Origin of the sequence: Caballeronia sp. LZ035 (genome assembly GCF_031451175.1) — a bacterium.
Classification (GTDB): domain Bacteria; phylum Pseudomonadota; class Gammaproteobacteria; order Burkholderiales; family Burkholderiaceae; genus Caballeronia.
Window position 1 is genome coordinate 864,300 of the sequence record NZ_JARUXS010000001.1, and the last position, 21,452, is coordinate 885,751.

Below are 21,452 nucleotides of genomic sequence, written 5' to 3' on the forward strand. Positions count from 1 at the left end.
GGAAATTCGTCGGGTCGTGCAAGGCGGACTTCGTGCGGTGCTCGTTATGATGTGCATTACCCCGCGCGTATAGTCGATTTTCGGCGTGGGTCGCGCGGCGCAGGGGTAAACCCCCGTTTTGCGCGTTTTCCCTAAGGCCTTTTTTCGCTCCGCCATCCCATGGTTTTTTCTGGAATCGATGCCCTTTACATCGCCGGTTTGTCGCTCGACGAACGCTTCCTGCGCGTCCTAGATCCGACCACGCAATCCGCAGGCGGATTCACGGTCCGCCACGAGAGCGCTTAAACTTGCGTACCCTCGAAGCCGATGCAACGCGCGCCGCGCCTCATGAAGCGCCGCTTCATATGAGCGCGGCATGATGTCCGCTATCGTCCAGCTCACTCCGGAATCCGTCATGCCCGCACCTTCGCCGTCCCATCCCGACTTTCGTTCGCGCGCCTTCCTGCTGGACCATGTGCTGCGCACGATGACCTTCTATCATCCGCACTGCATGGACCCGGCGGGCGGCTTCTTCCACTACTACAAGAACGACGGCACGATCTACGACCGCAGCTCGCGGCATCTGGTGTCGAGCACGCGCTTCGTCTTCAACTACGCGATGGCCTACAAGCATTGGGGCATGGACGAATATCGCGGCGGCGTGGTGCATGGGATCGACTATCTGCGCAAGTTTCACCGCAATCCGCAAACGGGCGGCTATGCGTGGACGCTGAACGGCCGTGAAGTGACGGATGCGACCAATCATTGCTACGGACTGGCGTTCGTCATGCTCGCCTATGCGAAGGCGGTCGAAGCCGGCATCGACGAGGCGCGCGCCTATCTCGACGAAACCTGGGACCTGATGGAAGCCCGCTTCTGGGACGCGCCGCATGGTCTCTACAAGGACGAGGCGAGCGCGGACTGGCAGGTGTCGGACTATCGCGGCCAGAACGCCAACATGCACACCTGCGAGGCGCTGCTCGCGGCGTTCGAGGCAACCGGCGCCGAGCGCTATCTCGACCGCGCGGCGCTGCTCGCCGACAACATGGTGAATCGCCAGGCGGCGCTCGCGGGCGGGCTCGTGTGGGAGCACTACAAGCCGGACTGGTCCGTCGACTGGGACTACAACAAGGGCGACCGCAGCAACATCTTCCGGCCGTGGGGCTTCCAGCCGGGACACCAGACCGAATGGACGAAGCTGCTGCTGATTCTCGACCGGCATCGTCCGGAAGCATGGCACGCCACGCGTGCGCGCGAACTGTTCGACCGGGCGCTGGAGCGCTCGTGGGATCACGAACACGGCGGCATGGTCTATGGCTTCGATCCCGAAGGCCAGTTCTACGACGAGGACAAGTATTTCTGGGTGCAGGCGGAATCGCTCGCGGCGGCGGCGCTGCTCGCGGAGCATGCGCGCAACGCGGGCGACACGACGCTCGCCGCACGCTACTGGAACGATTACGACCGCCTGTGGGCCTATTCCTGGGAGCATTTCGTCGATCACAAGTGGGGCGCGTGGTATCGCATCCTGACGCGCGACAACCGCCCGTACAGCGACGAAAAGAGTCCCGCCGGCAAGACCGACTATCACACGATGGGCGCATGCTACGAAGTCTTGAACGTCGTGCGCTGAACCGAATCCGCCATTCAAAACCGAGGATCTGAACGATGAAGACGAAAGCCGCAATCGCATGGGAAGCAGGCAAGCCGCTGACGATCGAAGAGGTCGATCTCGACGGCCCGCGCGCCGGTGAAGTGCTGATCGAAGTCAAGGCGACCGGCATCTGCCACACCGACTACTACACGCTGTCCGGCGCCGACCCGGAAGGCATCTTCCCCGCGATCCTCGGGCACGAGGGCGCGGGCGTGGTCGTCGATGTCGGGCCGGGCGTCGGCACGCTGCGTAAGGGCGATCACGTCATTCCCCTCTACACGCCGGAATGCCGCGAGTGCAAGTTCTGCCTGTCTCGCAAGACGAATCTGTGCCAGAAGATCCGCGCGACGCAGGGCAAGGGGCTGATGCCCGATGCCACCTCGCGTTTCTCGCTTGGCGGCAAGCCGCTGTTTCACTACATGGGCACGTCCACGTTCTCGAACTACATCGTCGTGCCGGAGATCGCGGTGGCCAAGGTGCGTGAAGATGCGCCCTTCGACAAGATCTGCTACATCGGCTGCGGCGTGACCACGGGCGTCGGCGCGGTCGTGTACTCGGCGAAGGTCGAGGCCGGCGCGAACGTCGTGGTGTTCGGGCTGGGCGGCATCGGACTGAACGTGATCCAGGGCGCGAAGATGGTCGGCGCGGACAAGATCATCGGCGTCGATATCAATCCGGGCCGCATCGAGCTGGCGAAGAAGTTCGGCATGACGCACTTCATCAACCCGAAGGAAGTGGAGAACGTCGTCGATCACATCGTGCAGCTGACCGACGGCGGCGCGGACTATTCGTTCGAATGCGTCGGCAACACGACGCTGATGCGCCAGGCGCTCGAATGCACGCACAAGGGCTGGGGGCAGTCGTTCATCATCGGCGTGGCGGCGGCGGGCCAGGAAATCAGCACGCGGCCGTTCCAGCTGGTCACGGGTCGCGAGTGGAAAGGCTCCGCGTTCGGCGGCGCGCGCGGGCGTACCGACGTGCCGAAGATCGTCGACTGGTACATGGAAGGCAAGATCAATATCGACGACCTGATCACCCATCATCTGAAGCTCGAACAGATCAACGACGGCTTCGACCTGATGAAGAAGGGCGAGTCGATCCGCTCGGTCGTGGTCTACTGAACCCGGAGGCCTTCATGCTGGAACTCGTGGAAGAGCACCGCTGTTTCGACGGCGTGCAGCGTATCTACAAGCACGAAGCCAAAACCATCGGCCTGCCGATGCGCTTCTCGGTCTTTCTGCCGAAGGAGGCCGCGTCGGGCAAGGTGCCGGCGCTGTTTTATCTCGCCGGCCTGACGTGCACGGAAGAAACCTTTCCGATCAAGGCGGGCGCGCAGCGGTATGCGGCGGAACACGGCATTGCGCTGATCGCGCCGGATACGTCGCCGCGCGGCGCCGATATTCCCGGCGAGAAGGACGCGTGGGATTTTGGCGCGGGCGCGGGCTTTTATGTCGATGCGACGCGCGAGCCGTGGTCGAAGCATTACCGGATGGACTCGTATGTGACGCAGGAATTGCGCGAGACGGTGCTCGCGGAATTGCCGGTGCGCGAGGACCGTATCGGCATCTTCGGCCATTCGATGGGCGGGCACGGCGCGCTCGTGCTGGCGTTGCGCAATCCCGGGCTTTACAGGTCAGTGTCGGCGTTCGCGCCCATCGCAGCGCCTTCGCAGTGTCCGTGGGGCGTGAAGGCGTTTTCCGGCTATCTCGGCGATGATCGCGAAGCGTGGAAGCAGTACGACGCGAGCGAGCTCATCAAGGGCGATGCGGCGGCGCGCTTCGAAGGCGGCATTCTGATCGATCAGGGGCTCGCGGATCAGTTCCTCGCGGAACAGCTTCACCCCGACGTGTTCGAGCGGAATGCGCGTGAGGCTGGGCACACGGTCGAGGTCCGGCGGCACGAGGGCTACGATCACGGGTACTTCTTCATCTCGACCTTCGTGGGCGAGCATGTCGCGCATCATGCGCGGGTGTTGTGCAAGTAAAGCTACGGGGCGGTGCCGGCGCGGGTTCTCAGTCCCCGCGCCGTCCAATCAAACTTGCGCCATAGACGAGGGCGGCGAGCATGGTGATCCAGAAGCTCGTCGGCCAGTCGGTGTAGTAGGCGAGCGTCAGCCCGAGCCATGCCTGCCCGAGCGCGAACGCGGCGGCGAGCAGCAAGCCCGATGAGAGCCGCGTCGTGACGTTCTGCGCGGCGGCGGCCGGCCCGACCATCAGCGCGAACACCAGCAGCACGCCAACGATCTGCGTACACGCCGCCACCGCCAGTGCGGTGATGGCGAGGAACAGCACCGACACGAGCCGCAGCGACACGCCCTTGGCTTCGGCCAGTTCCGGTTGCAGCGACGCGAACATCAGCGGTCGCATGATGAACGCCAGCGCCGCGAGACTCACGAGCGCGAGACCGAGCAGGACGATCAGCGTGTCATGACTGACGCCGAGCACATTGCCGAACAGGAGCGCGGTGGCCTGGGTGGCATAGGCGGTGAAGAAGTGCAGGAACAGCAGGCCGAAGCCCAGCGACAGCGAGAGAATCACGCCGATGGCCACGTCGCGGCCCGAGAGCTTTTCGCCGAGCGCGCCCATGCCGATGCCTGCCGCGAGCGTGAAGCCGACCATGCCCCAGAGCGGCGGCATGCCGATCAGCACCGCGCCGGTCGCGCCGGTGAAGCCGACGTGCGAGAGCGCGTGGCCTGCGAAGGTCTGCCCGCGCATCACCAGAAAATATCCGACGATGCCCGCCAGCACCGCGACGATGCCCGACGCCGCGAATGCATTCACCATGAAGTCGTATTCAAACATTGTGCGTGTGGCTTCCTTTCTTGCCCTGAACGCCGGCGTGCTCATGATGGTGCGCATGGCCATGGTCATGTCCGTGGTCATGGTCATGCGTGTGTTCGCCGTCTTCCTCGTGGGCGTGATCGAGCTTGTCGATCTCGACATCGCCCGACATCACGAAGATGCGGCCATTCACCCGCATCACGTCGATCGGCGAACCGTACAGCCGTGACAGTACGGGCTTCGAGATGACCTCGTCGACGGTGCCGAGCGCCGCGCGGCCGCTGCCAAGATAGAGCACGCGGTCGAGCGAGTTCAGCAGCGGATTGAGTTCGTGGGCTGAAAACAGCACGGTGATGTTCAGTTCGCGCTGCACGCGCCGCACGAGTTCCACCACGCCGGTCTGATGCCGCGGGTCGAGGCTGATGAGCGGTTCGTCGAGCAGCAGCAGACGCGGATTGCCGAGCAGGCACTGCGCGAGCAGCAGGCGCTGCCGCTCGCCGCCCGACAGTTCCGACAGCGGCCGCGACGCCAACTGCCGCGCGCCCACCAGTTCGAGGACGCGTTCGACCTCGGCACGCACGCGCGCATCGCGATGCGGCAGTCCCCAGCGATGCCCGTCCGCGGCCATCGCCACAAAGTCGCGGCCCAGCACGCGGCGGTTCGCGAGACCGCTGCGGATCTGCGGCATATAGCCGATCGACGCATTGCCGCGCACCACGGCCTCGCCGTTGACGCGGATCGCGCCGCTCTTCAGCGGCACGAGGCCGAGCAGCGCGCGCATCAACGTGGTCTTGCCCGCGCCGTTCGGTCCGAGCACGCCGATGAACTCGCCGTTGTGGACCGTGAAGCTCGCGTCGTTCAGGATCTCGCGACCGCCGAGTTCCAGTGTGACGCGTTCGACTTCGAGCGCGGGTCGTGACGCATTCATTGTTGCCATCCTTGCAGCGCGGCCGAGAGTGCATCCAGCTGCGACTGCATCCATTGCTGATAGGTCTTCTTCGCGGGCAGCGTTTCCGTCACGCTGATGCTCGGCACATGCGCGTCTTTCGCGACACCGAGCAGGCGCTTCGTCAGCGCGCCGGTGGCCTGGCTGTTGTAGATCAGCACGTGCACGCGGCGCTCGCGCAAGTCCTTCTCGAAGGCGGCGATGTCGGCGGGACTCGGCTCGGTTTCGTTCATCGACGCCATCTGGAAGCGCAGGTTGCGCATCTCGAAGCCGATGGCATCGGCCATATAGCCGAACACCGGTTCCGTGGCCGTCACGGGCACGCCCTTGTAGTGCGTCTTCAGTTGCGCGACGCTGGCGTCGATGGGTTTCAGCGAATCGAGGAAGGTGGCCAGGCGGGCGTCGTAGTCGCTCTTGTGCGACGGGTCGGCGCTCACGAGATAGGCGCTCACCGCGCGCGCCACGACGGGCATGGTCGCCGGGTCATACCAGAGGTGCGGATTGTCGCCGGCCTTCTTGCCGACCAACTGCGCCGCGACGATCACCGTGCGCTTGTCCTTGCTCTTCGACGCCGCGAGCAGCTTGTCCATCCACGGATCGTAGTCCGCGCCGTTGTACACGACGAGCGACGCGTGCTGCAACGCGCGCGCGGTCTTCGGGCTGGCCTCGAACAGATGCGGGTCTTCGTCCGGATTGCTGAGAATGCTCGTCACCTGCACGTGATCGCCGCCGAGCTGGCGAATCACGTCGCCGTAGAAGTTTTCGGCTGCGACCACCGGCACGCGCGCGGCCTGCGCGGAAGCGGAGTTGCAAAAGCCGAGCGCGAGCGCGAAGCAGGTCAGGACGTGCGCGAATTTCATCGATTTCCTCGGAAGGTAAGTGTCGTTTCTGGCGGGCGCTTCAGGCGCCGTGCGGGCGATGCTGCGCCCGATGTTTCTTCTGGCAGTCGGCGCACAGGCCGCTCAGCTCGACGACCTGGTGATGCACCTTGAAGCCATGCGCAGGCGGACTCGCCGACAGCGACGACGCGAGTTCGCGGCCCTGGATCTCGAGCGTCGCGCCGCATTCGTCGCAAATCAGAAACTGGCTTTCGTGCGGCTTGCCCGCGTCGCAGCACGCGACGAACGCATTCTTCGATTCGATGCGATGCACGAAACCGTTGTCGACCAGGAATTCGAGCGCCCGGTACACGGTGGTCGGCGGCACGCGCGAGCCGCGCTGGGGCTGCATGGCGTCGATGAGGTCATAGGCGCCGATCGGCTTGTGCGCCTGAAGGACGAGTTCGTACACGTGGCGGCGCAGCGGCGTCAGCGCGACGCCGCGCTCGGTGGCCAGCACCTCGGCACGCGCGAGCTTGGTTTCGACGGAATCGGTCATGACATTCGGGCCACGCGGAGCGTGAGCCAGGCAAGGGGTGAATGCGGGGGCGGACCAGCCGCACGCCGTGCAATCCGGCGATGATATAACGTATCACGAGAAGATGCACGCGGGGTCCGATGGACACTCTTCACGCCGCCTTCTTGTGCTCAGCGTTTCGACAGATACCCGGCGAGTGCGTCGTGCATGATGGCGTAGATGAGCGGGTCGTTCGTCACGCGGATGCGCCCTACGTGCACGACTTTCCCCGCGACAGTCGTCACGCCGCGAACGAACTGGCAATCGTCGTAGCAGGTCAGGGTTCCGTTGCTCGTGCCATCCTGGTAGCGAACGGACGGCGTCTTGCCGGTCCGGTTCCCCAGATACCAGACGAGCACGCGCCGCTCGGCCGCGCCTTCGCTGGCCGGCGTCCGGGCGTATTCGAACGCGTCGCCCTGGCGTCCGATGTAGTAGTGAGCCTGCGCGGCGTTGTCCGCGCTTCGGGCATCCGCGCATTGCAGAGCGAGCGCAGCCGCCAGCCAGCGAAGCATCGATCCGGGTGCGCGCACGGCGTTCTCCTCAAGCATGAGTCAGGCGCGCGAACCTGCGCGCTGCGCTGTACCGGACGTTTCGGACTTCCCGGACAGCGCGGCGGCGTCGAGGTCGATGTCTTGCGCGGCCGCGAACTCGGCCATCGAGCGCCATTCGGGCGCGCCCTTCGCCGAGCCGAACGTCAGATCGTCGGCATGGGGCACGTCGTCGGGGTGGGGCGGCGCGGTGAAGCTGCGCTTGCGCCTGGCAACCGCCACCAGGGTTCTCGATCCCGACGGCGACACACGAAAGACCCGGATCCACGCGGGACGCTCGCCGAGTGCGGTGAGATCGCTTGCTTCTTCGTCGGCGGGCGCGGCGACACGCGCCCAGCCGATGACGACGATCTGCGTCGTGCGGCCGTTCCGGTCAAGCCGTTCCTGACGCTGGACGCGCCCGCCCAGCAACTGGAATCGTGCGACGGGAATGTGCGAATGAGCAGGGAAGTATTCGGCAATGACCCAGTTGCCGCCGGAGGAGACGATCGGGACGTCCCGGCGGCGCTCGTAGCGATAGATGTCCGTCAGCCGATGCAGCACGGCTTGCGGAACGTGTGCGCGCGGGAATGAATAGCGTGCGGGCTTGAAGTCGTCGGTTTCGGATCTGACCGAGTTGTGCGCGTTCATGTCGAGTTTCAGACGCACGGGCTGAAGCTGGATCGACAGCAGGGCGCCGTCGGCGACACGCGCGACGTAGGGCGGATCGGAGGATTCGATCCACCGGCCCGGCGCGGTGGCATGCAGCGGCGCGGAGAGGCTCAGGAAGACACCGAGGGCGATGGCACCGAAACTTGATGGCAGCGATTTCATGTTCTGGTCAGGCAGGGAGGGCGAGCGGGCATCGCTCGGCGCGGATGTGGAAAAGAGTCATTGAGATTCAGGGCAGCGGTTTCGCATCGCGTGCTTGATTTCCTCGATACCGCCGTCGCCCGCACGGCAGAACCACGCCTGGGCGGCGCAGTAGTCGATGGGCGTGCCCATGCCTTGGGCATGCATGAAGCCGACGAGCAACGCCGCCTCCGGATCGCCGTCCCGCGCAAGCTGCGAGAGTGAACGGAAGGCCTGCTGCACGTCGCCCTCGCCGGATTCGTTCAGCAGCGCCCGGGTGCTTTCGATGAACGGCGAAGGCGTGGGCGATGCCTGCGACGCGTCCGACCCATAGGGAAGGCGTGCGTCGATTGCGCTCCTGATGTCCGGCCAGGTCGCGACGGCGCGCAGGAACTTGCCTTCCGATGCGCAGGGAGCCGCGGCCTGCGAAAGCGCCGCGTTCGCGTTCCATGTCACGAGGAGACACAGGCCGCACGGGATCGCGTGACGCATCATGCGCATGGACGCACCAGCAGTTGCCTATGAGTCGCGCGGGCGGCGGGCAGGCACGCGGTCAGCGCCTGCCTCAGGTTGTGCGCGATGATGCCCTTGGTATGCGCGAACGCGGCCGGCGCGTGATCCGCCAGCCGCCGGGCCCAATGCAGGGCCATGGGCATCAGTTCGTGCTCACGCACCGCAAAGTTGATCAGACTGTGTTCGAGTGCGGTGATGGCGCCGAACTCCTTGCAGCCATAGACCATTTCCGACACCACGCCATGAGGCACGAACTGCCGCAACAGCGCCGCGCCGACGGCACAGCTCACGCCCTGCGCGAGTTCGGGCTCGGAGAAGCGCGCGCCGTACGCCGCGATGCGGATATCGCACAGTAGCGCGAGTTGCAGACCTTGCCCTTTCACCTGACCGTCGATGGCCGCGATCACCGGCTTCGGAAACTTCAGCACGGCGTGATATAGCGCCATGATGCTGTCGAGCCAGGCATCGACGTCCGCCTCGCTGTTCAGGTTCGACACTTCCTGCCCATCGCCGCCGCCGCAAAATGCGCCATCCGCAGGACCGGAGAGGATCAACGCGGTCACTTCCGGGTCCGTGGCCGCTGCTTCCAGCGTCGCGACGATGCGCTGCCGCGCTGCCGTATCGAGAACATTGGCCGGTGTCGCGCCGTGCAGCGTCAACTGCACGACGCCTGAACGCGAGTGATCCAGCGGAATCAGGCGCTGCGTCATGCCGATTGTTTCCATGCATCCTCTGAACATGAGAGCCGGGAAGCGCCACGCACTCAAGCGTGACGCACTGAAGCGTACGGGTCAGCCCAGACCGATATCGCGCACCGGGCCGGATGCGCCCGTCTCCGCCGTTTGCCCGCGCCAGAGCACGCGTTCGATGGCGGGGTCGTTGAATTCCTCCCGCTCATGAATGCTGCGGCGATTGTCGGTAATCAGCAGGTCGCCCCGGCGCCAGTGGTGCGTATAGGTGTAGCGCGGGTTCTTGAAGAACTGCGAAAGCTCGGTAAAGAACTTCTTCGTCTCGTAAGGCGTGAAGCCGACGATGCGCGGCTCCCAACTGGCGGGCTGTCCTTCGTCGAACGGGAAGTAGAGCAGCATCTTCCTGACCCAGCCAAGATCCGTGAAGACCGGCACCTTGAACCAGCCTTCGGGCGAGACATCCACGTAATAGCCGCGCTCCGTCACGCGCACCTCGAAGCTTTCTTCCTCCAGCACGTTGCGCAGATGGAGCGGCAGTTCCTCGCACGCGAGGACGTGGTCAGTCACGAGCGTGGCGCCGCGAAACCTGATGTTCTCGATGCGGGCGCCGTACAGGAACACGAGGTCCACCTGACTCAGCAGCAGGCCGCCGTCCGCATGAAACGGCAGTTGACCGCGACCCGTGACGATCTTGCGCTGATCGCCGTCGAGTTCCAGCGTGTCCCGATAGCCATAGCCGACCTTTTCCCGCTCGTTCACATACGCGACGATGTTGCCGTAACGCGCATACAGGTTCAGGAAGTCCTGTCGTTCGAAGTCGAGATCGCGGACGAGCACGAAGCCCTTCTCCATCAGGATCGACTTGATGTCTTCCGGGTCGGCCGCAAGGAACGCCTCGCGGTTGAGGATCGCTCCGAAACCGGACGCCAGCACCGATTCCCTTTCGTAAAGCCGTACACGTGTATCCATTCAATGCTCCATGCTGATGACGAACAACGGAATCTTTTCCCGGGGCACGCGCGGGCCGGGTTGGCCCGTTGCGGCAACGAAGCCGGCACTAGGTGGTGTAGTGACTGTTCAATTCGACATAGGCCGGCGACAGGTCGCAGCCCCATGCCTCGGCACGGCCGTGTCCGGCCGCCAGATCGACGCGGAGTTCGATGTGCTCCGCCGCCGCCATCGTGCCGCGCAACGCGGCGAGCGCGGCTTCGTCGGCGGCGGGGTACACACAGGTGCCGCAAATCGATATGCGGGTGCGCTGCGGATCGATCCGGAACTTGCGATCGCATTTGCCGATCGCCATGGCGACGCGGCCCCAGTTCGGATCCGCGCCGTGGATGGCCGTCTTGACCAGCGGCGAATTGGCGATGGATTTCGCCACGGCACGCGCGACGGCATCCGACTCGGCATGCTCGACGATCGTCGTGAACACCTTGGTCACGCCTTCGCCGTCGCGCAGCACGAGCATGGCCAGGTGCGAGGCGACGTCCAGCAGCGCGTCGGCGAATGCGTTCGTCTCGACGGGTCCCGCAAGCCCGCTCGACAAGGCGACGCAACTATCGCTCGTGGAGGTGTCGGAGTCGATCGTGATGCAGTTGAACGTGCGGTCCGCGACCTGCGCGAGCATCGACTGGAGAGCAGGCTGAGCGATGCGTGCGTCGGTGAAGAAGTAGACGAGCAGCGTGGCCATGTCCGGCTCGATCATGCCGACGCCCTTCGCGACGCCAATCAACACGCTCTTGCCCACACGCATCGCGACGGCCTTGCGCGTGGTGTCCGTGGTCATGATCGCTTCGGCGAAGGACAGGAAGTCGGGCGGTCGCGACAGGCGTTCCCGGGTCTCTGCGAGACACGCGGCGATGCGCTCGACGGGCAGCCGCTTGCCGATCACGCCGGTCGCCGCCGTCTGGATCTCATCGGGCGCGATGGCAAGCTCCTGCGACAGCGTCTCCAGCAATAGATCGAGATCCGCCTCGCCCTGAACGCCGGTGGCTACGTTCGCGTTCTTTGAAATGACCAGCAACGCGCGGGCGCTGCCTTTCGCCAGTTGCGTGCGGGACGCCCGCACGGCCGCGCCGGCAAAGTGACTGCGCGTATAGACGCCGGCCACGGCGCAGGGCACCTCGGCATGCACCACGGCGATGTCGCGCGTGTGATTCCGTATGCCGGCGCTTGCAACGAAGGTTGCGAAGCCTTGCGGAACCGGTGAGCGGGCATCCAGCGGGCGCGACAGGAAGGCGCTGTGTTTCATCGCGTGGCTCATGGCTTGGCGGCCTCGACGTGTTCGTCGCCCAGTACGCGGGCGAAGTGCGCATGCGGACTGCGCGCGGCGAAGGCGGCGCGATGCACGCGCCGGGACGTTTCGGCCGATTGCACCAGCACGTCGCGCATGCCGGCGACGATGGTGGCCTTGGTCGCGCGATAGGGCACCTGCGGGTAGCTCGCGAGTGTCTCCGCGCGAGCGATGGCGTCCTGCAGGAACGCATCGGGCCGGGAGAGACGATTGACGATCCGGTAGTCCGCGGCCTGCTCGGCGGAGATCGGCTCGCAGGCAAAGACGATGTCCTGCATGGCCGTATGGCCGATGGCATGCCGCAGGATTGCGACGCCCATCGAGCAGCCGATGCCATGACGCAGTTCGGGCATGCGGAACTCCGCCGTGGTCGCGGCCTGACGCCAGTCGAACATCAGCGCGAACTGAAAACCCATGCCGATGGCGTAGCCGTCGATGGCCGCCACCGTGGGTTTCTCGACGTTCAGCACGCTCAGGTACAGCTCCGTGACGCGATCGATCCAGTCGTCGACGTCCGTGCCGCCCTTCAACAGGCGGACTTCGTTGAAGTCGCCGCCGGCGCTGAACGAGCGATCCTGGCCGCCGGTCACGACCACCGCGCCGACCTTCGGGTCGCGGTCGGCGCGGGCAAGCGCGGCCTTGATGCTGTCTTCGAGTTCCGCGCTGAACGGGTTGTTGCGATTGGCGTGCCGCAACGTGATGACGCGGATGCTGCCTTCGTCTGCTTCGGAAACTGCTGCCATGCTGGGTCCTCCTTCGCTTCCTAGAGCGTCCTTTAGCGTCCCTGATCTTCCTTGAAGTGACTCACGTCACGGCGCATGCCTCATAGCGCGTCTTCTCCGCTGAGCAAGGCGCGATAACGGCGATAGGTGTAGCGGGTCTTGCCGACGTAGTCGCCGGTATCGACGCCAATATGGGACGCATAGATGTGATTGACCGACGAGCCCTCGTGAATGCCGATCTTCTTGCGCCACACGATCTCGTCCGGCAGCAGCGCGTGTTCGGCGGCGCACTCGCGCAACATCACCTTGACTTCGTCGGCCGCGACTTTCATGTCCGGCGCGAGGTTCAGGGCGAACGCGACGAGCCGCGGCGTCCAGAACGGGTGATGCAGGTCCAGCCCGTAGCGATTCGCCCCGAACGGCGAGAACTCGCCGGTCCAGCGCGTGCGATAGATCTGCCGCCAGAGCTCGGGGTTCGCGTCGGCCGGCGCGCTGCCGGGCTTCAGGACGCCGCCGAACAAAAGGTCGGAACCATAGCCAGTGATGACGCGTCCGCCGATGCCCTCGAGCGATCGATAGAGGCACAACAGGCTGGCCTGGATTTCGGCGGACAGGCCGTCGAAGATCTCGTTGTAGTAGATGGCCTCGTGCGCGCCGCGCAGGATCTCTTCGTCCGTGAAGGTTTGTTCGCTGTGCGTGGTCCGGACGTGACGCGAGACGGTGCGGGCGAAGGGAAATTCGTTGCTCGTTCCGCTGCCGATCGCCAGGGTTCTGACGTCGTCCCGGTGGCGCGCCGCGATGGCCGTGACCATGCTCGAATCGAGCCCGCCGGACAACGGAATGGACAGCGGGCCGGGACCGCGCGACAGCGACCGGATGGAGTCGGACAGCAAGGCATAGGTCATGTCGCGCGCGTGCTCGCGGCGCAGGCGCTGCGGCGCGGCCAGCCGATGGCCCAGATAGCTGATGGAATGGATGGTGGGATGCTCGCGGCCGTCGGACCCGAACGCATACGCCGAACCCGGACGCAGGCGTGCGCCGTTGCGCAACGGCAGGAAGGTGTCGGCCCGGTTGTCATGAGCGAGCACGTCGTCCTCGGGAAGGAAATCCAGTTCGTCGCGTGCGCAACGGGCGACGTTCTTGAGTTCCGAGGTCAGCCAGAACGCGCTGCGCCCGCTCACGGCATGCACCGGTTGCAAGCCATGGGCGTCTGTTTTCACCGCCAGCGTGCCGCGCGAGCCGAAGGTCAGGAAGTTGAACGGCCCTTCGACCATGGCGAAGATGGCGTCTCCATACACCTTGTGCAGGATGTGCAGGACCTCGGCTTCATTCGCGGTCAGTGCCTCGGCCGCGGTCAGGGCGGCGAGTGCGCGCAGTTCGTCGATGTTCGTGACGGTGCCGATCAGTACATGAGTCTGATGGCGTTCGACATGCGAGAGCGCCGCAAAGGACGCTGCGCGCCATGTCTTCAGCCAGAGTTGCCAGCCTGCAATCTCGAAGCATTCGCCTTCGCTTTGCAGATTCGCCAGCGAAGGTGAAGGCTTGCGCCCTGAGTGAGGTACCGCGATGAATGAGAAAGTCATGAACGGTCGCTAAAAAAGGGGTTCGTGATGTCCGCCGGAACTGCTTGAACATCGCTGGAAAAGTGCGGCGCCGGGAATCAGGGTTGAGCACTGCGTCCATAAAAATTAGATCACGAGCCAAACCTTGTTTCTCGTTGTGTATTCGTAAAGTTTTGTTTTTCGACAAAGAACCTCATGTGGTGAATGGAAATTAGCCTGCTTTGTTGGAGCTATTTTTAGATCTAATTGCTTGTATGCAGTCGACGATGCGGACGATTGCAATTTGTCAGTTATAAATTCTTGACCAGGAAAATCGATAAAGAGAATCCGGCGCTGTGAAAGTCATAGCTGCCATCCGTGAAATTGACGTAGTAGAGCGTGCCCGGGATCTCGGCGGCGGTGGCGGTCCAGAAATTCGCGCCCTCGCCGAAATCCGATGCGGCGACGGCGGGGAACACCCGGGCGTCGATCTTCGGGCCGCTGCAGGTTCTGCGTCTCAGGCTGCCTAGTTCCTCGGCCGTCGGCAGGCGCCAGCCGGGTCCGGTTCGTTTCGCGGCCTTTTTCGCGTCGTCATGACTCAGGCCCAACGGATTTCCCGTGCAGCGTCCGCTGCGCTGATTCCATTCCATCCCCACGGCGCAACGCTTCCAGACCAGACGTTTTGCGGGATCCGTCGCTTCACCTGCGCTGATCGCCCATGAATTGTCGGTTGGCTGAATGCAGAAGGCGGGAGTCAAACTTGAATGAAGCGCCAGTGACAGCGTAGCGAGCGCATATCCGATGCTTCGTTTCATGCTTTTGGATAATCTCATTGTCTTTGATTAGAAATACGGCTATTGATTAACTGACCCACTCGATTGCTTGCTTTGACTTGGTAACAGACTGCTAAAAGGAAGCTGATTGGCTTGGCTGGATTCAAAGGTTGGCTCAAGCAAGCCAGCCTAAGCCACGCAGAGGTGATTCTGAAAGCGATCAAGCGTCACAAATCAACAAGGCTTGCGGCTGGAATAAAACCGGCTGGCATGCCACCGGCAGAAGGTCCGGACAGGAACGTGATTTGCTCGATTCGCGCGTGGTCAGATGGGGATTTCCCCAAGCAAGAAGGTCGATTGCGCGACGCAGCATCGAAACCTGTGCCGATGCCTTGACACGATCCCGCGCAGCGCCGATCATTCGATCAAACAAAGAGCAATTGCTCACTCGCGGAGCGTTCGCTCACCTGCGAGGGTGAGACAAAAGAATCGGAGACATCGGTGAGACTGAGAGACAAGGTCGCGATCATCACAGGCGCCGGCGGTGGCATCGGCGAAGCGGTCGCGCGGCGCTATCTGGAAGAAGGCGCGCAGGTCGTCGTCGTCGACGTGCGGGACGAGAGTGAACTCGCCCGGCGCTTCACGGAAGATGCCACGCGCGTGCTCGCGCTCAAGGCGGACGTCACGCGCCGCGAGGACATCGCGCAGATCGTCGAACGCACGGTGGAGCGCTTCGGCGGCATCGACATTCTCTTCAATAACGCGGCGCTGTTCGACATGCGTCCGCTGCTCGATGAATCCTGGGACATCTACGACCGCCTGTTCGCGGTCAACGTCAAGGGCATGTTCTTCCTGATGCAGGCCGTCGCCCAGCGCATGGTCGAACAGGGCCGGGGCGGCAAGATCATCAACATGTCGTCGCAGGCCGGGCGGCGCGGCGAGGCGCTCGTATCGCATTACTGCGCGACCAAGGCGGCCGTGATCAGCTACACGCAATCGGCGGCGCTCGCGCTCGCGAAAGAGCGCATCAATGTGAACGGCATCGCGCCGGGCGTCGTCGATACCCCGATGTGGAGGGACGTCGACGCGCTCTTCGCGCGCTACGAAAACCGGCCGATCGGCGAGAAGAAGCGGCTCGTCGGCGAAGAAGTGCCGCTCGGGCGCATGGGCCTGCCCGCCGACCTGACGGGCGCGGCGCTGTTCCTGGCCTCGGCGGATGCGGATTACATCACGGCGCAGACCCTCAACGTCGATGGCGGCAACTGGATGAGTTGACGCGGCGCGGCGCGCTGCATGCGGCTTGAAGCACAGGAAGCACCGTCTATAGTGAAACGGCGTCACAGCGGACACGAAGTGCGGCACACGCAACAGCACACTTGATAGAGCACGCAACGGCATACGCAACGACAAACGCGCGATTCCGGTCGCGCACCTTCACAAGCAGTCAGCGGCAACCACGGCGCCCGCGGTCATTGCAGCGAGACCCTCCACGGCGTCCGTGCCAACAAAAAGGAGACGAACCTCATGAAACGCACCCAACGCATCGTTCGAGCCCAACCGCGCGCCCGTCGCGCACCGTTCGCGAGCGGGGCGCTGTCGGCGGCGCTGGCCGCAGCCGCGCTCGTGCCGCTGTCGGCCCATGCCGCGACCATCACGATCGCGACGCTCAACAATCCGGACATCATCGAGCTGAAGAAGCTTTCGCCGGCGTTCGAGAAAGCCAATCCCGACATCAAGCTCAACTGGGTGATCCTCGAGGAAAACGTGCTGCGCCAGCGCGCCACGACCGACATCACGACCAACAGCGGCCAGTTCGACGTGGTGACCATCGGCACTTACGAGGCACCGCAATGGGGCAAGCGCGGCTGGCTCTCGCCGATGACGAACCTGCCCGCCAACTACGACCTCGACGACGTCGTGAAGACGGCCCGCGACGGCCTCTCCTACAACGGCACGCTGTTCGCGCTGCCGTTCTACGTCGAAAGCTCGATGACGTACTACCGCAAGGACCTGTTCCAGGCCGCCGGCCTCAAGATGCCGGACCAGCCAACCTACGACCAGATCAAGCAGTTCGCCGACAAGCTCACCGACAAGTCGAAGGGCCAGTACGGCATCTGCCTGCGCGGCAAGGCGGGCTGGGGCGAGAACATGGCCTTCGTGTCGACGGTGGTGAACACCTACGGCGGCGAGTGGTTCAACGAGAAGTGGCAGGCGCAGCTCGACACGCCGGAATGGAAGAAGGCGGTCGGCTTCTACGCGGACCTGCTGAAGACCGACGGCCCTCCGGGAGCCAGCTCGAACGGCTTCAACGAGAACCTCACGCTGATGTCGTCGGGCAAGTGCGCGATGTGGATCGACGCCACCGTCGCCGCCGGCATGCTCTACAACAAGGCGCAGTCGCAGGTGTCGGACAAGATCGGCTTCGCAGCGGCGCCGGTCGCCGTCACGCCGAAGGGTTCGCACTGGCTGTGGTCGTGGTCGCTCGCGATCCCGAAGACCTCGAAGCAGCAGGACGCCGCGAAGAAGTTCGCCGCGTGGGCCACGTCGAAGGAATACATCGAGATGGTCGGCAAGGATGAAGGCTGGGCCTCGGTGCCGCCGGGCACGCGCAAGTCCACCTACGCACGGCCGGAGTACAAGCAGGCCGCGCCGTTCGGCGACTTCGTGCTGAAGGCGATCGAAACCGCCGATCCGAATGACGCGACGCTGCACAAGGTGCCGTACACCGGCATCCAGTTCGTCGGCATTCCGGAGTTCCAGTCGTTCGGCACGGTGGTCGGCCAGTCGATTGCGGGCGTGGTCGCGGGCCAGACGAGCGTCGATGCCGCGCTGAAGGCCGGCAACGCCGCCGCCGATCGCGCGGTGAAGCAGGCCGGCTATCAGAAGTAAGACGAGCGGCATGCGGTAACACGCTTCATCCATCGCGGTACACGGACCGCCCCGCCACGGGGCGGTCCGCCAGCATCATCATCGAGAGGTGACACGATGAGTCAACTGAATCCCCCCATCACCGATCATCATCTGGAGGAGTCCGCCGCCGAGCGCGACAAGCGGCGCGCGAAGTCGGTGCGCTGGCTGATCTCGCCGTCCACCGGACTGCTGTTCCTGTGGATGGCGATCCCGCTCGCGATGACGATCTGGTTTTCGTTCTCGCGCTACAACCTGCTGAATCCCGACGTCAAGGGCTTCGCCGGTCTCGACAATTTCGAGTTCCTGGTCACCGATCCGGCGTTCGGCCCGTCCATCGGCCATACGCTCACGCTGATCATCGCGACGCTCGCCATCACCGTGGTCGGCGGCGTGCTGCTGGCGGTGCTGTTCGACCGCAAATTCTGGGGGCAGGGCATTGCGCGGCTGCTGGTGATCGCGCCGTTCTTCGTGATGCCGACCGTCTCCGCGCTGATCTGGAAGAACATGATCCTGCATCCGGTGTACGGCCTGATCGCAGGACTGATGCGCTCGATGGGCATGCAGCCCATCGACTGGTTCGCCGAATATCCGCTCTTCGCCGTGATCGTGATCGTCTCGTGGCAATGGCTGCCGTTCGCGTTCCTGATCCTCTTCACGGCGATCCAGTCGCTCGACCAGGAGCAGAAGGAAGCGGCGCGCATCGACGGTGCGGGTCCGTTCGCGATGTTCTTCTTCATCACGCTGCCGCACCTGAAACGGGCGATTGCCGTCGTCGTGATGATGGAAACCATTTTCCTGCTGTCGATCTTCGCGGAAATCTACACGACCACGGGCGGCGGCCCCGGCACCGCGACGACCAACCTGTCCTACCTGATCTACGCACTCGGCCTGCAACAGTTCGACGTCGGCCTGGCATCGGCGGGCGGCATTCTCGCGGTCATCCTCGCCAATATCGTTGCGTTCTTCCTCGTGAGAATGCTCGCGAAGAACCTCAAGGGGGAGTACGAGTCATGAGCACACAAGTCCGCACCCAAGCCGTGAGTGGCGCGCCACGCACGTCCGCGCTGGAGCATGTGAAGAACATCGTGCCCGGCATCGTGGCGTGGATCGCGTCGATCCTGCTGTTCTTCCCGATCTTCTGGATGACGATCACGGCGTTCAAGACCGAGCAACAGGCGTATTCGTCGTCGCTGTTCTTCACACCGACGCTCGACAGTTTCAGGGAAGTGTTCGCGCGCAGCAATTACTTCGGCTTTGCGTGGAACTCGATCCTGATCTCGGTCGGCGTCACGGTGATCTGCCTGCTGCTCGCCGTGCCCTGCGCCTACGCGATGGCCTTCTTCCCGACCCGGAAGACCCAGAAAGTGCTGCTGTGGATGCTGTCGACGAAGATGATGCCGTCGGTCGGCGTGCTCGTGCCCATCTATCTGCTGTGGAAGAACACGGGCCTGCTCGACACGGTGTCCGGCCTGATCATCGTCTACACGCTGATCAACCTGCCGATCGCCGTCTGGATGGCCTACACGTACTTCAACGAAGTGCCGAAGGACATTCTCGAAGCCGGCCGTATCGACGGCGCGACGACCTGGCAGGAAATCGTCTACCTGCTGATGCCGATGTCGCTGCCCGGTCTTGCCTCGACGGGCCTGCTGCTCATCATCCTGTCGTGGAACGAGGCGTTCTGGAGCATCAACCTCTCGAGCTCGAACGCGGCGCCGCTCACGGTGTTCATCGCGTCGTATTCGAGTCCGGAAGGGCTGTTCTGGGCCAAGCTCTCGGCGGCCTCGCTGCTGGCGGTCGCGCCGATCCTGATCGTCGGCTGGCTCTCGCAGAAGCAACTGGTCCGCGGTCTCACGTTTGGCGCGGTGAAGTGAGGGCGCGCTCGTGAATCTCACTCCATCCAACGAAGCCAACCTCGAAGATCGCCTGCTGATTTGCGATTGCGACGGCGTGCTCATCGACAGCGAGGCGGTCGCCGCGCGCATGCTTGTCGGCGAACTGGAGGCGCTGTGGCCGGGCGTCGATGTCGAGCCGGTCGTGATGCCGCTGCTCGGGTTGCGCATCGAGGCGGTGCTCGCGAGCGCCGCCGACACGGTGAGCCGCACGCTGACGCATGATCAGGTGGTCGCGATCCGGCGCGCGGTCGAGGTGGCAGCGATCGAGGCGCCCACGGTGCCGGGCATCGCCGAAGCGCTCGCGGCCGTGCCGTTCACAAAGGCCTGCGCGAGCAACAGCTTCTCGACGTATGTCGATTCGGTGCTGCAACGCACCGGCCTCGTGCGCTTCTTCGGCGCGCGGCGCTTTTGCGCGGACATGGTCGAGAACCCGAAGCCCGCGCCCGACGTGTATCTCGCGGCGGCGCGTGCGATGCGCATCGATCCGTTGCGCTGCCTGGTGGTCGAGGACAGCGTGACCGGCGTGACGGCCGCGCGCGCGGCGGGCATGCCGGTGCTCGGCTTCATCGGCGGCGGACATGCGACCGAAGGACAGATTGGCGCGCTCCAGAAAGCGGGCGCACACGTGGTATTCGACGACATGACGCGCTTGCCGGCGCTCGTGGCGCATTGGCTGCAAGACGCGTCGTTCGACCTGGGAGACACACATCATGGCTAGCCTGACCCTGCGCAACATCAGCAAGCGTTACGAAGAAACCGAGGTGATGCGCAACATCAACCTCGACATCAACGACGGCGAGTTCGTCGTGTTCGTGGGCCCGTCGGGCTGCGGCAAGTCCACCCTGATGCGCATGATCGCCGGTCTGGAAGACATCAGCGGCGGCGAGCTGATGATCGACAACACGCGCGTGAACGAACTCGCGCCCGCCAAGCGCGGCATCGCGATGGTGTTCCAGTCGTATGCGCTCTATCCGCACATGACGCTGTACGACAACATGGCGTTCGGCCTCAAGCTGGCGGGCGAAAAGAAGCCGGCCATCGACGCCGCCGTGAAGAACGCCGCGAAGATCCTGCACATCGACCATTTGCTCGATCGCAAGCCGAAGGCGCTCTCGGGCGGCCAGCGGCAGCGCGTTGCCATCGGCCGCGCGATCACACGCAAGCCGAAGGTGTTCCTGTTCGACGAACCGCTGTCGAACCTGGATGCCGCGCTGCGCGTGAAGATGCGGCTCGAATTCGCGCGCCTGCACGACGACCTCAAGACGACGATGATCTACGTGACGCACGATCAGGTCGAGGCGATGACGCTGGCGGACAAGATCGTCGTGCTGTCGGCGGGGAACATCGAGCAGGTGGGCACGCCGAACACGCTGTATCACGCGCCGGCGAACCGCTTTGTCGCGGGTTTTATCGGCTCGCCGAAGATGAACTTCATGTCCGGGACCGTGGCCGCCGTGCAGAACGACGGCGTGCTGGTCAAGTACGCCAGCGGCGAGATGCAGCTGGCCGGCGTGCTGCCGGGCAACGCGAAGCCGGGCGACACGGTGACGGTCGGCGTGCGCCCCGAGCACTTGCAGCCGAGTTCGCCCGAGGCCGGCGAGTACGGCCTTTCGGCTACGGCGATGACAGTCGAGACGCTCGGCGACGCGGCCTATCTCTATGCCGAAACGGACGTCGCGCCGGATGGCCTGATCTCGCGCATCCCGCCGCTCGAAAAGCATGCGCGCGGCGAGAAGCTCAAGCTCGGCAGCGCGCCGGAGCACTGCCATCTGTTCAACGCGGAAGGGCAGGCGTTCACGCGCAAGGTCGTGGATGGCTGGCAGCGCGAGCACGCGACGGCGGCCTGAAGCGTCGAAACAACGCGGTGCAGGGGCATGAGCACGGCGCCGTTCGCAAGAGCGGCGCCGTGTTTTTTTGGGCGACGTAGGATAATCGCGTCTGCGACCGGCCGCGTCCGACGGCCGGCGCGCTTCTACCCGACATTGC

22 protein-coding genes are annotated in these 21,452 nt (G+C 64.3%); 9 read left to right on the forward strand and 13 right to left on the reverse strand.

Translation table 11 applies throughout. The features are described from left to right. Window positions 1–394 precede the first annotated feature (394 nt). From QCE88_RS04065 to fghA, 3 genes are read left to right on the forward strand one after another with little or no spacing between them, the layout of a single operon-like run. On the forward strand, window positions 395–1,609 hold the full coding sequence (locus QCE88_RS04065) for an AGE family epimerase/isomerase (RefSeq protein WP_309899397.1): 1,215 nt from the start codon (window positions 395–397) through the stop codon (window positions 1,607–1,609). Window positions 1,610–1,644: 35 nt separating this feature from the next. After that, window positions 1,645–2,751, forward strand: a complete 1,107-nt coding sequence (locus QCE88_RS04070) for an S-(hydroxymethyl)glutathione dehydrogenase/class III alcohol dehydrogenase (protein ID WP_309899399.1) — start codon at window positions 1,645–1,647, stop codon at window positions 2,749–2,751. Window positions 2,752–2,765: 14 nt separating this feature from the next. After that, window positions 2,766–3,614: an S-formylglutathione hydrolase gene (fghA, locus tag QCE88_RS04075; RefSeq protein ID WP_309899401.1), complete on the forward strand. Its 849-nt coding sequence runs from the start codon at window positions 2,766–2,768 to the stop codon at window positions 3,612–3,614. Window positions 3,615–3,642: 28 nt separating this feature from the next. On the opposite strand, the gene QCE88_RS04080 is transcribed toward fghA, so the two are convergent. From QCE88_RS04080 to QCE88_RS04140, 13 genes are all read right to left on the reverse strand, one after another. Then, the gene (locus QCE88_RS04080) at window positions 3,643–4,431 is read right to left on the reverse strand and encodes a metal ABC transporter permease (RefSeq protein ID WP_309899403.1); all 789 of its coding nucleotides are present in this window, start codon (window positions 4,429–4,431) and stop codon (window positions 3,643–3,645) included. Continuing rightward, the gene (locus tag QCE88_RS04085; protein ID WP_309899405.1) at window positions 4,424–5,338 is read right to left on the reverse strand and encodes an ATP-binding cassette domain-containing protein; all 915 of its coding nucleotides are present in this window, start codon (window positions 5,336–5,338) and stop codon (window positions 4,424–4,426) included. Before QCE88_RS04085 ends, QCE88_RS04080 begins: the two co-directional genes overlap by 8 nt. Continuing rightward, window positions 5,335–6,216, reverse strand: coding sequence for a metal ABC transporter solute-binding protein (locus QCE88_RS04090; protein ID WP_309899407.1), 882 nt, complete (start codon window positions 6,214–6,216; stop codon window positions 5,335–5,337). Before QCE88_RS04090 ends, QCE88_RS04085 begins: the two co-directional genes overlap by 4 nt. A gap of 40 nt (window positions 6,217–6,256) precedes the next feature. Next, window positions 6,257–6,733 carry a Fur family transcriptional regulator gene (locus tag QCE88_RS04095; RefSeq protein ID WP_309830739.1) on the reverse strand — a complete coding sequence of 159 codons (477 nt, stop codon included), beginning with the start codon at window positions 6,731–6,733 and terminating at the stop codon, window positions 6,257–6,259. A 149-nt stretch (window positions 6,734–6,882) separates the two neighbouring features. Further along, on the reverse strand, window positions 6,883–7,281 hold the full coding sequence (locus tag QCE88_RS04100; protein ID WP_309899409.1) for a hypothetical protein: 399 nt from the start codon (window positions 7,279–7,281) through the stop codon (window positions 6,883–6,885). A 21-nt stretch (window positions 7,282–7,302) separates the two neighbouring features. Next, on the reverse strand, window positions 7,303–8,112 hold the full coding sequence (locus QCE88_RS04105) for a hypothetical protein (RefSeq protein WP_309899411.1): 810 nt from the start codon (window positions 8,110–8,112) through the stop codon (window positions 7,303–7,305). Between the two features lie 57 nt (window positions 8,113–8,169). Continuing rightward, a complete protein-coding gene (locus QCE88_RS04110; protein ID WP_309899413.1) occupies window positions 8,170–8,631 on the reverse strand; it encodes a hypothetical protein in 462 nt (153 codons plus the stop codon). Continuing rightward, window positions 8,622–9,353 (reverse strand): enoyl-CoA hydratase/isomerase family protein, encoded by a 732-nt coding sequence (locus tag QCE88_RS04115; RefSeq protein WP_309899415.1) that lies wholly within the window; start codon window positions 9,351–9,353, stop codon window positions 8,622–8,624. The genes QCE88_RS04110 and QCE88_RS04115 overlap by 10 nt, the downstream gene beginning before the upstream one ends. 81 nt (window positions 9,354–9,434) lie before the next feature. After that, the gene (locus QCE88_RS04120) at window positions 9,435–10,301 is read right to left on the reverse strand and encodes a TauD/TfdA family dioxygenase (RefSeq protein ID WP_309899417.1); all 867 of its coding nucleotides are present in this window, start codon (window positions 10,299–10,301) and stop codon (window positions 9,435–9,437) included. An 88-nt stretch (window positions 10,302–10,389) separates the two neighbouring features. Beyond that, window positions 10,390–11,583 (reverse strand): bifunctional glutamate N-acetyltransferase/amino-acid acetyltransferase ArgJ, encoded by a 1,194-nt coding sequence (argJ, locus tag QCE88_RS04125; protein ID WP_309899419.1) that lies wholly within the window; start codon window positions 11,581–11,583, stop codon window positions 10,390–10,392. An 8-nt stretch (window positions 11,584–11,591) separates the two neighbouring features. Beyond that, the gene (locus QCE88_RS04130; RefSeq protein ID WP_309899421.1) at window positions 11,592–12,368 is read right to left on the reverse strand and encodes an enoyl-CoA hydratase/isomerase family protein; all 777 of its coding nucleotides are present in this window, start codon (window positions 12,366–12,368) and stop codon (window positions 11,592–11,594) included. 80 nt (window positions 12,369–12,448) lie between these two features. After that, window positions 12,449–13,930: an asparagine synthetase B family protein gene (locus QCE88_RS04135; protein WP_309899423.1), complete on the reverse strand. Its 1,482-nt coding sequence runs from the start codon at window positions 13,928–13,930 to the stop codon at window positions 12,449–12,451. 269 nt (window positions 13,931–14,199) lie between these two features. Beyond that, entirely contained in the window at window positions 14,200–14,703 is a 504-nt protein-coding gene (locus tag QCE88_RS04140) for a DUF1566 domain-containing protein (protein ID WP_309899425.1), read from the reverse strand. Between the two features lie 459 nt (window positions 14,704–15,162). Between QCE88_RS04140 and QCE88_RS04145 the strand changes: the two genes are divergently transcribed. The 6 genes from QCE88_RS04145 (at window position 15,163) to QCE88_RS04170 (ending at window position 21,313) form a co-directional block, all read left to right on the forward strand. Continuing rightward, window positions 15,163–15,936 (forward strand): L-iditol 2-dehydrogenase, encoded by a 774-nt coding sequence (locus QCE88_RS04145; protein ID WP_309899427.1) that lies wholly within the window; start codon window positions 15,163–15,165, stop codon window positions 15,934–15,936. A 249-nt stretch (window positions 15,937–16,185) separates the two neighbouring features. After that, on the forward strand, window positions 16,186–17,550 hold the full coding sequence (locus QCE88_RS04150; RefSeq protein ID WP_309899429.1) for a sugar ABC transporter substrate-binding protein: 1,365 nt from the start codon (window positions 16,186–16,188) through the stop codon (window positions 17,548–17,550). Between the two features lie 96 nt (window positions 17,551–17,646). Next, window positions 17,647–18,585: a sugar ABC transporter permease gene (locus tag QCE88_RS04155; protein WP_309899431.1), complete on the forward strand. Its 939-nt coding sequence runs from the start codon at window positions 17,647–17,649 to the stop codon at window positions 18,583–18,585. Beyond that, window positions 18,582–19,445 carry a carbohydrate ABC transporter permease gene (locus QCE88_RS04160; protein WP_309899433.1) on the forward strand — a complete coding sequence of 288 codons (864 nt, stop codon included), beginning with the start codon at window positions 18,582–18,584 and terminating at the stop codon, window positions 19,443–19,445. The genes QCE88_RS04155 and QCE88_RS04160 overlap by 4 nt, the downstream gene beginning before the upstream one ends. Window positions 19,446–19,455: 10 nt before the next feature. After that, window positions 19,456–20,184: an HAD-IA family hydrolase gene (locus QCE88_RS04165; protein WP_309899435.1), complete on the forward strand. Its 729-nt coding sequence runs from the start codon at window positions 19,456–19,458 to the stop codon at window positions 20,182–20,184. Then, window positions 20,177–21,313, forward strand: coding sequence for a sn-glycerol-3-phosphate ABC transporter ATP-binding protein UgpC (locus tag QCE88_RS04170; RefSeq protein WP_309899437.1), 1,137 nt, complete (start codon window positions 20,177–20,179; stop codon window positions 21,311–21,313). Before QCE88_RS04165 ends, QCE88_RS04170 begins: the two co-directional genes overlap by 8 nt. The last annotated feature ends 139 nt before the right edge of the window (window positions 21,314–21,452 follow it).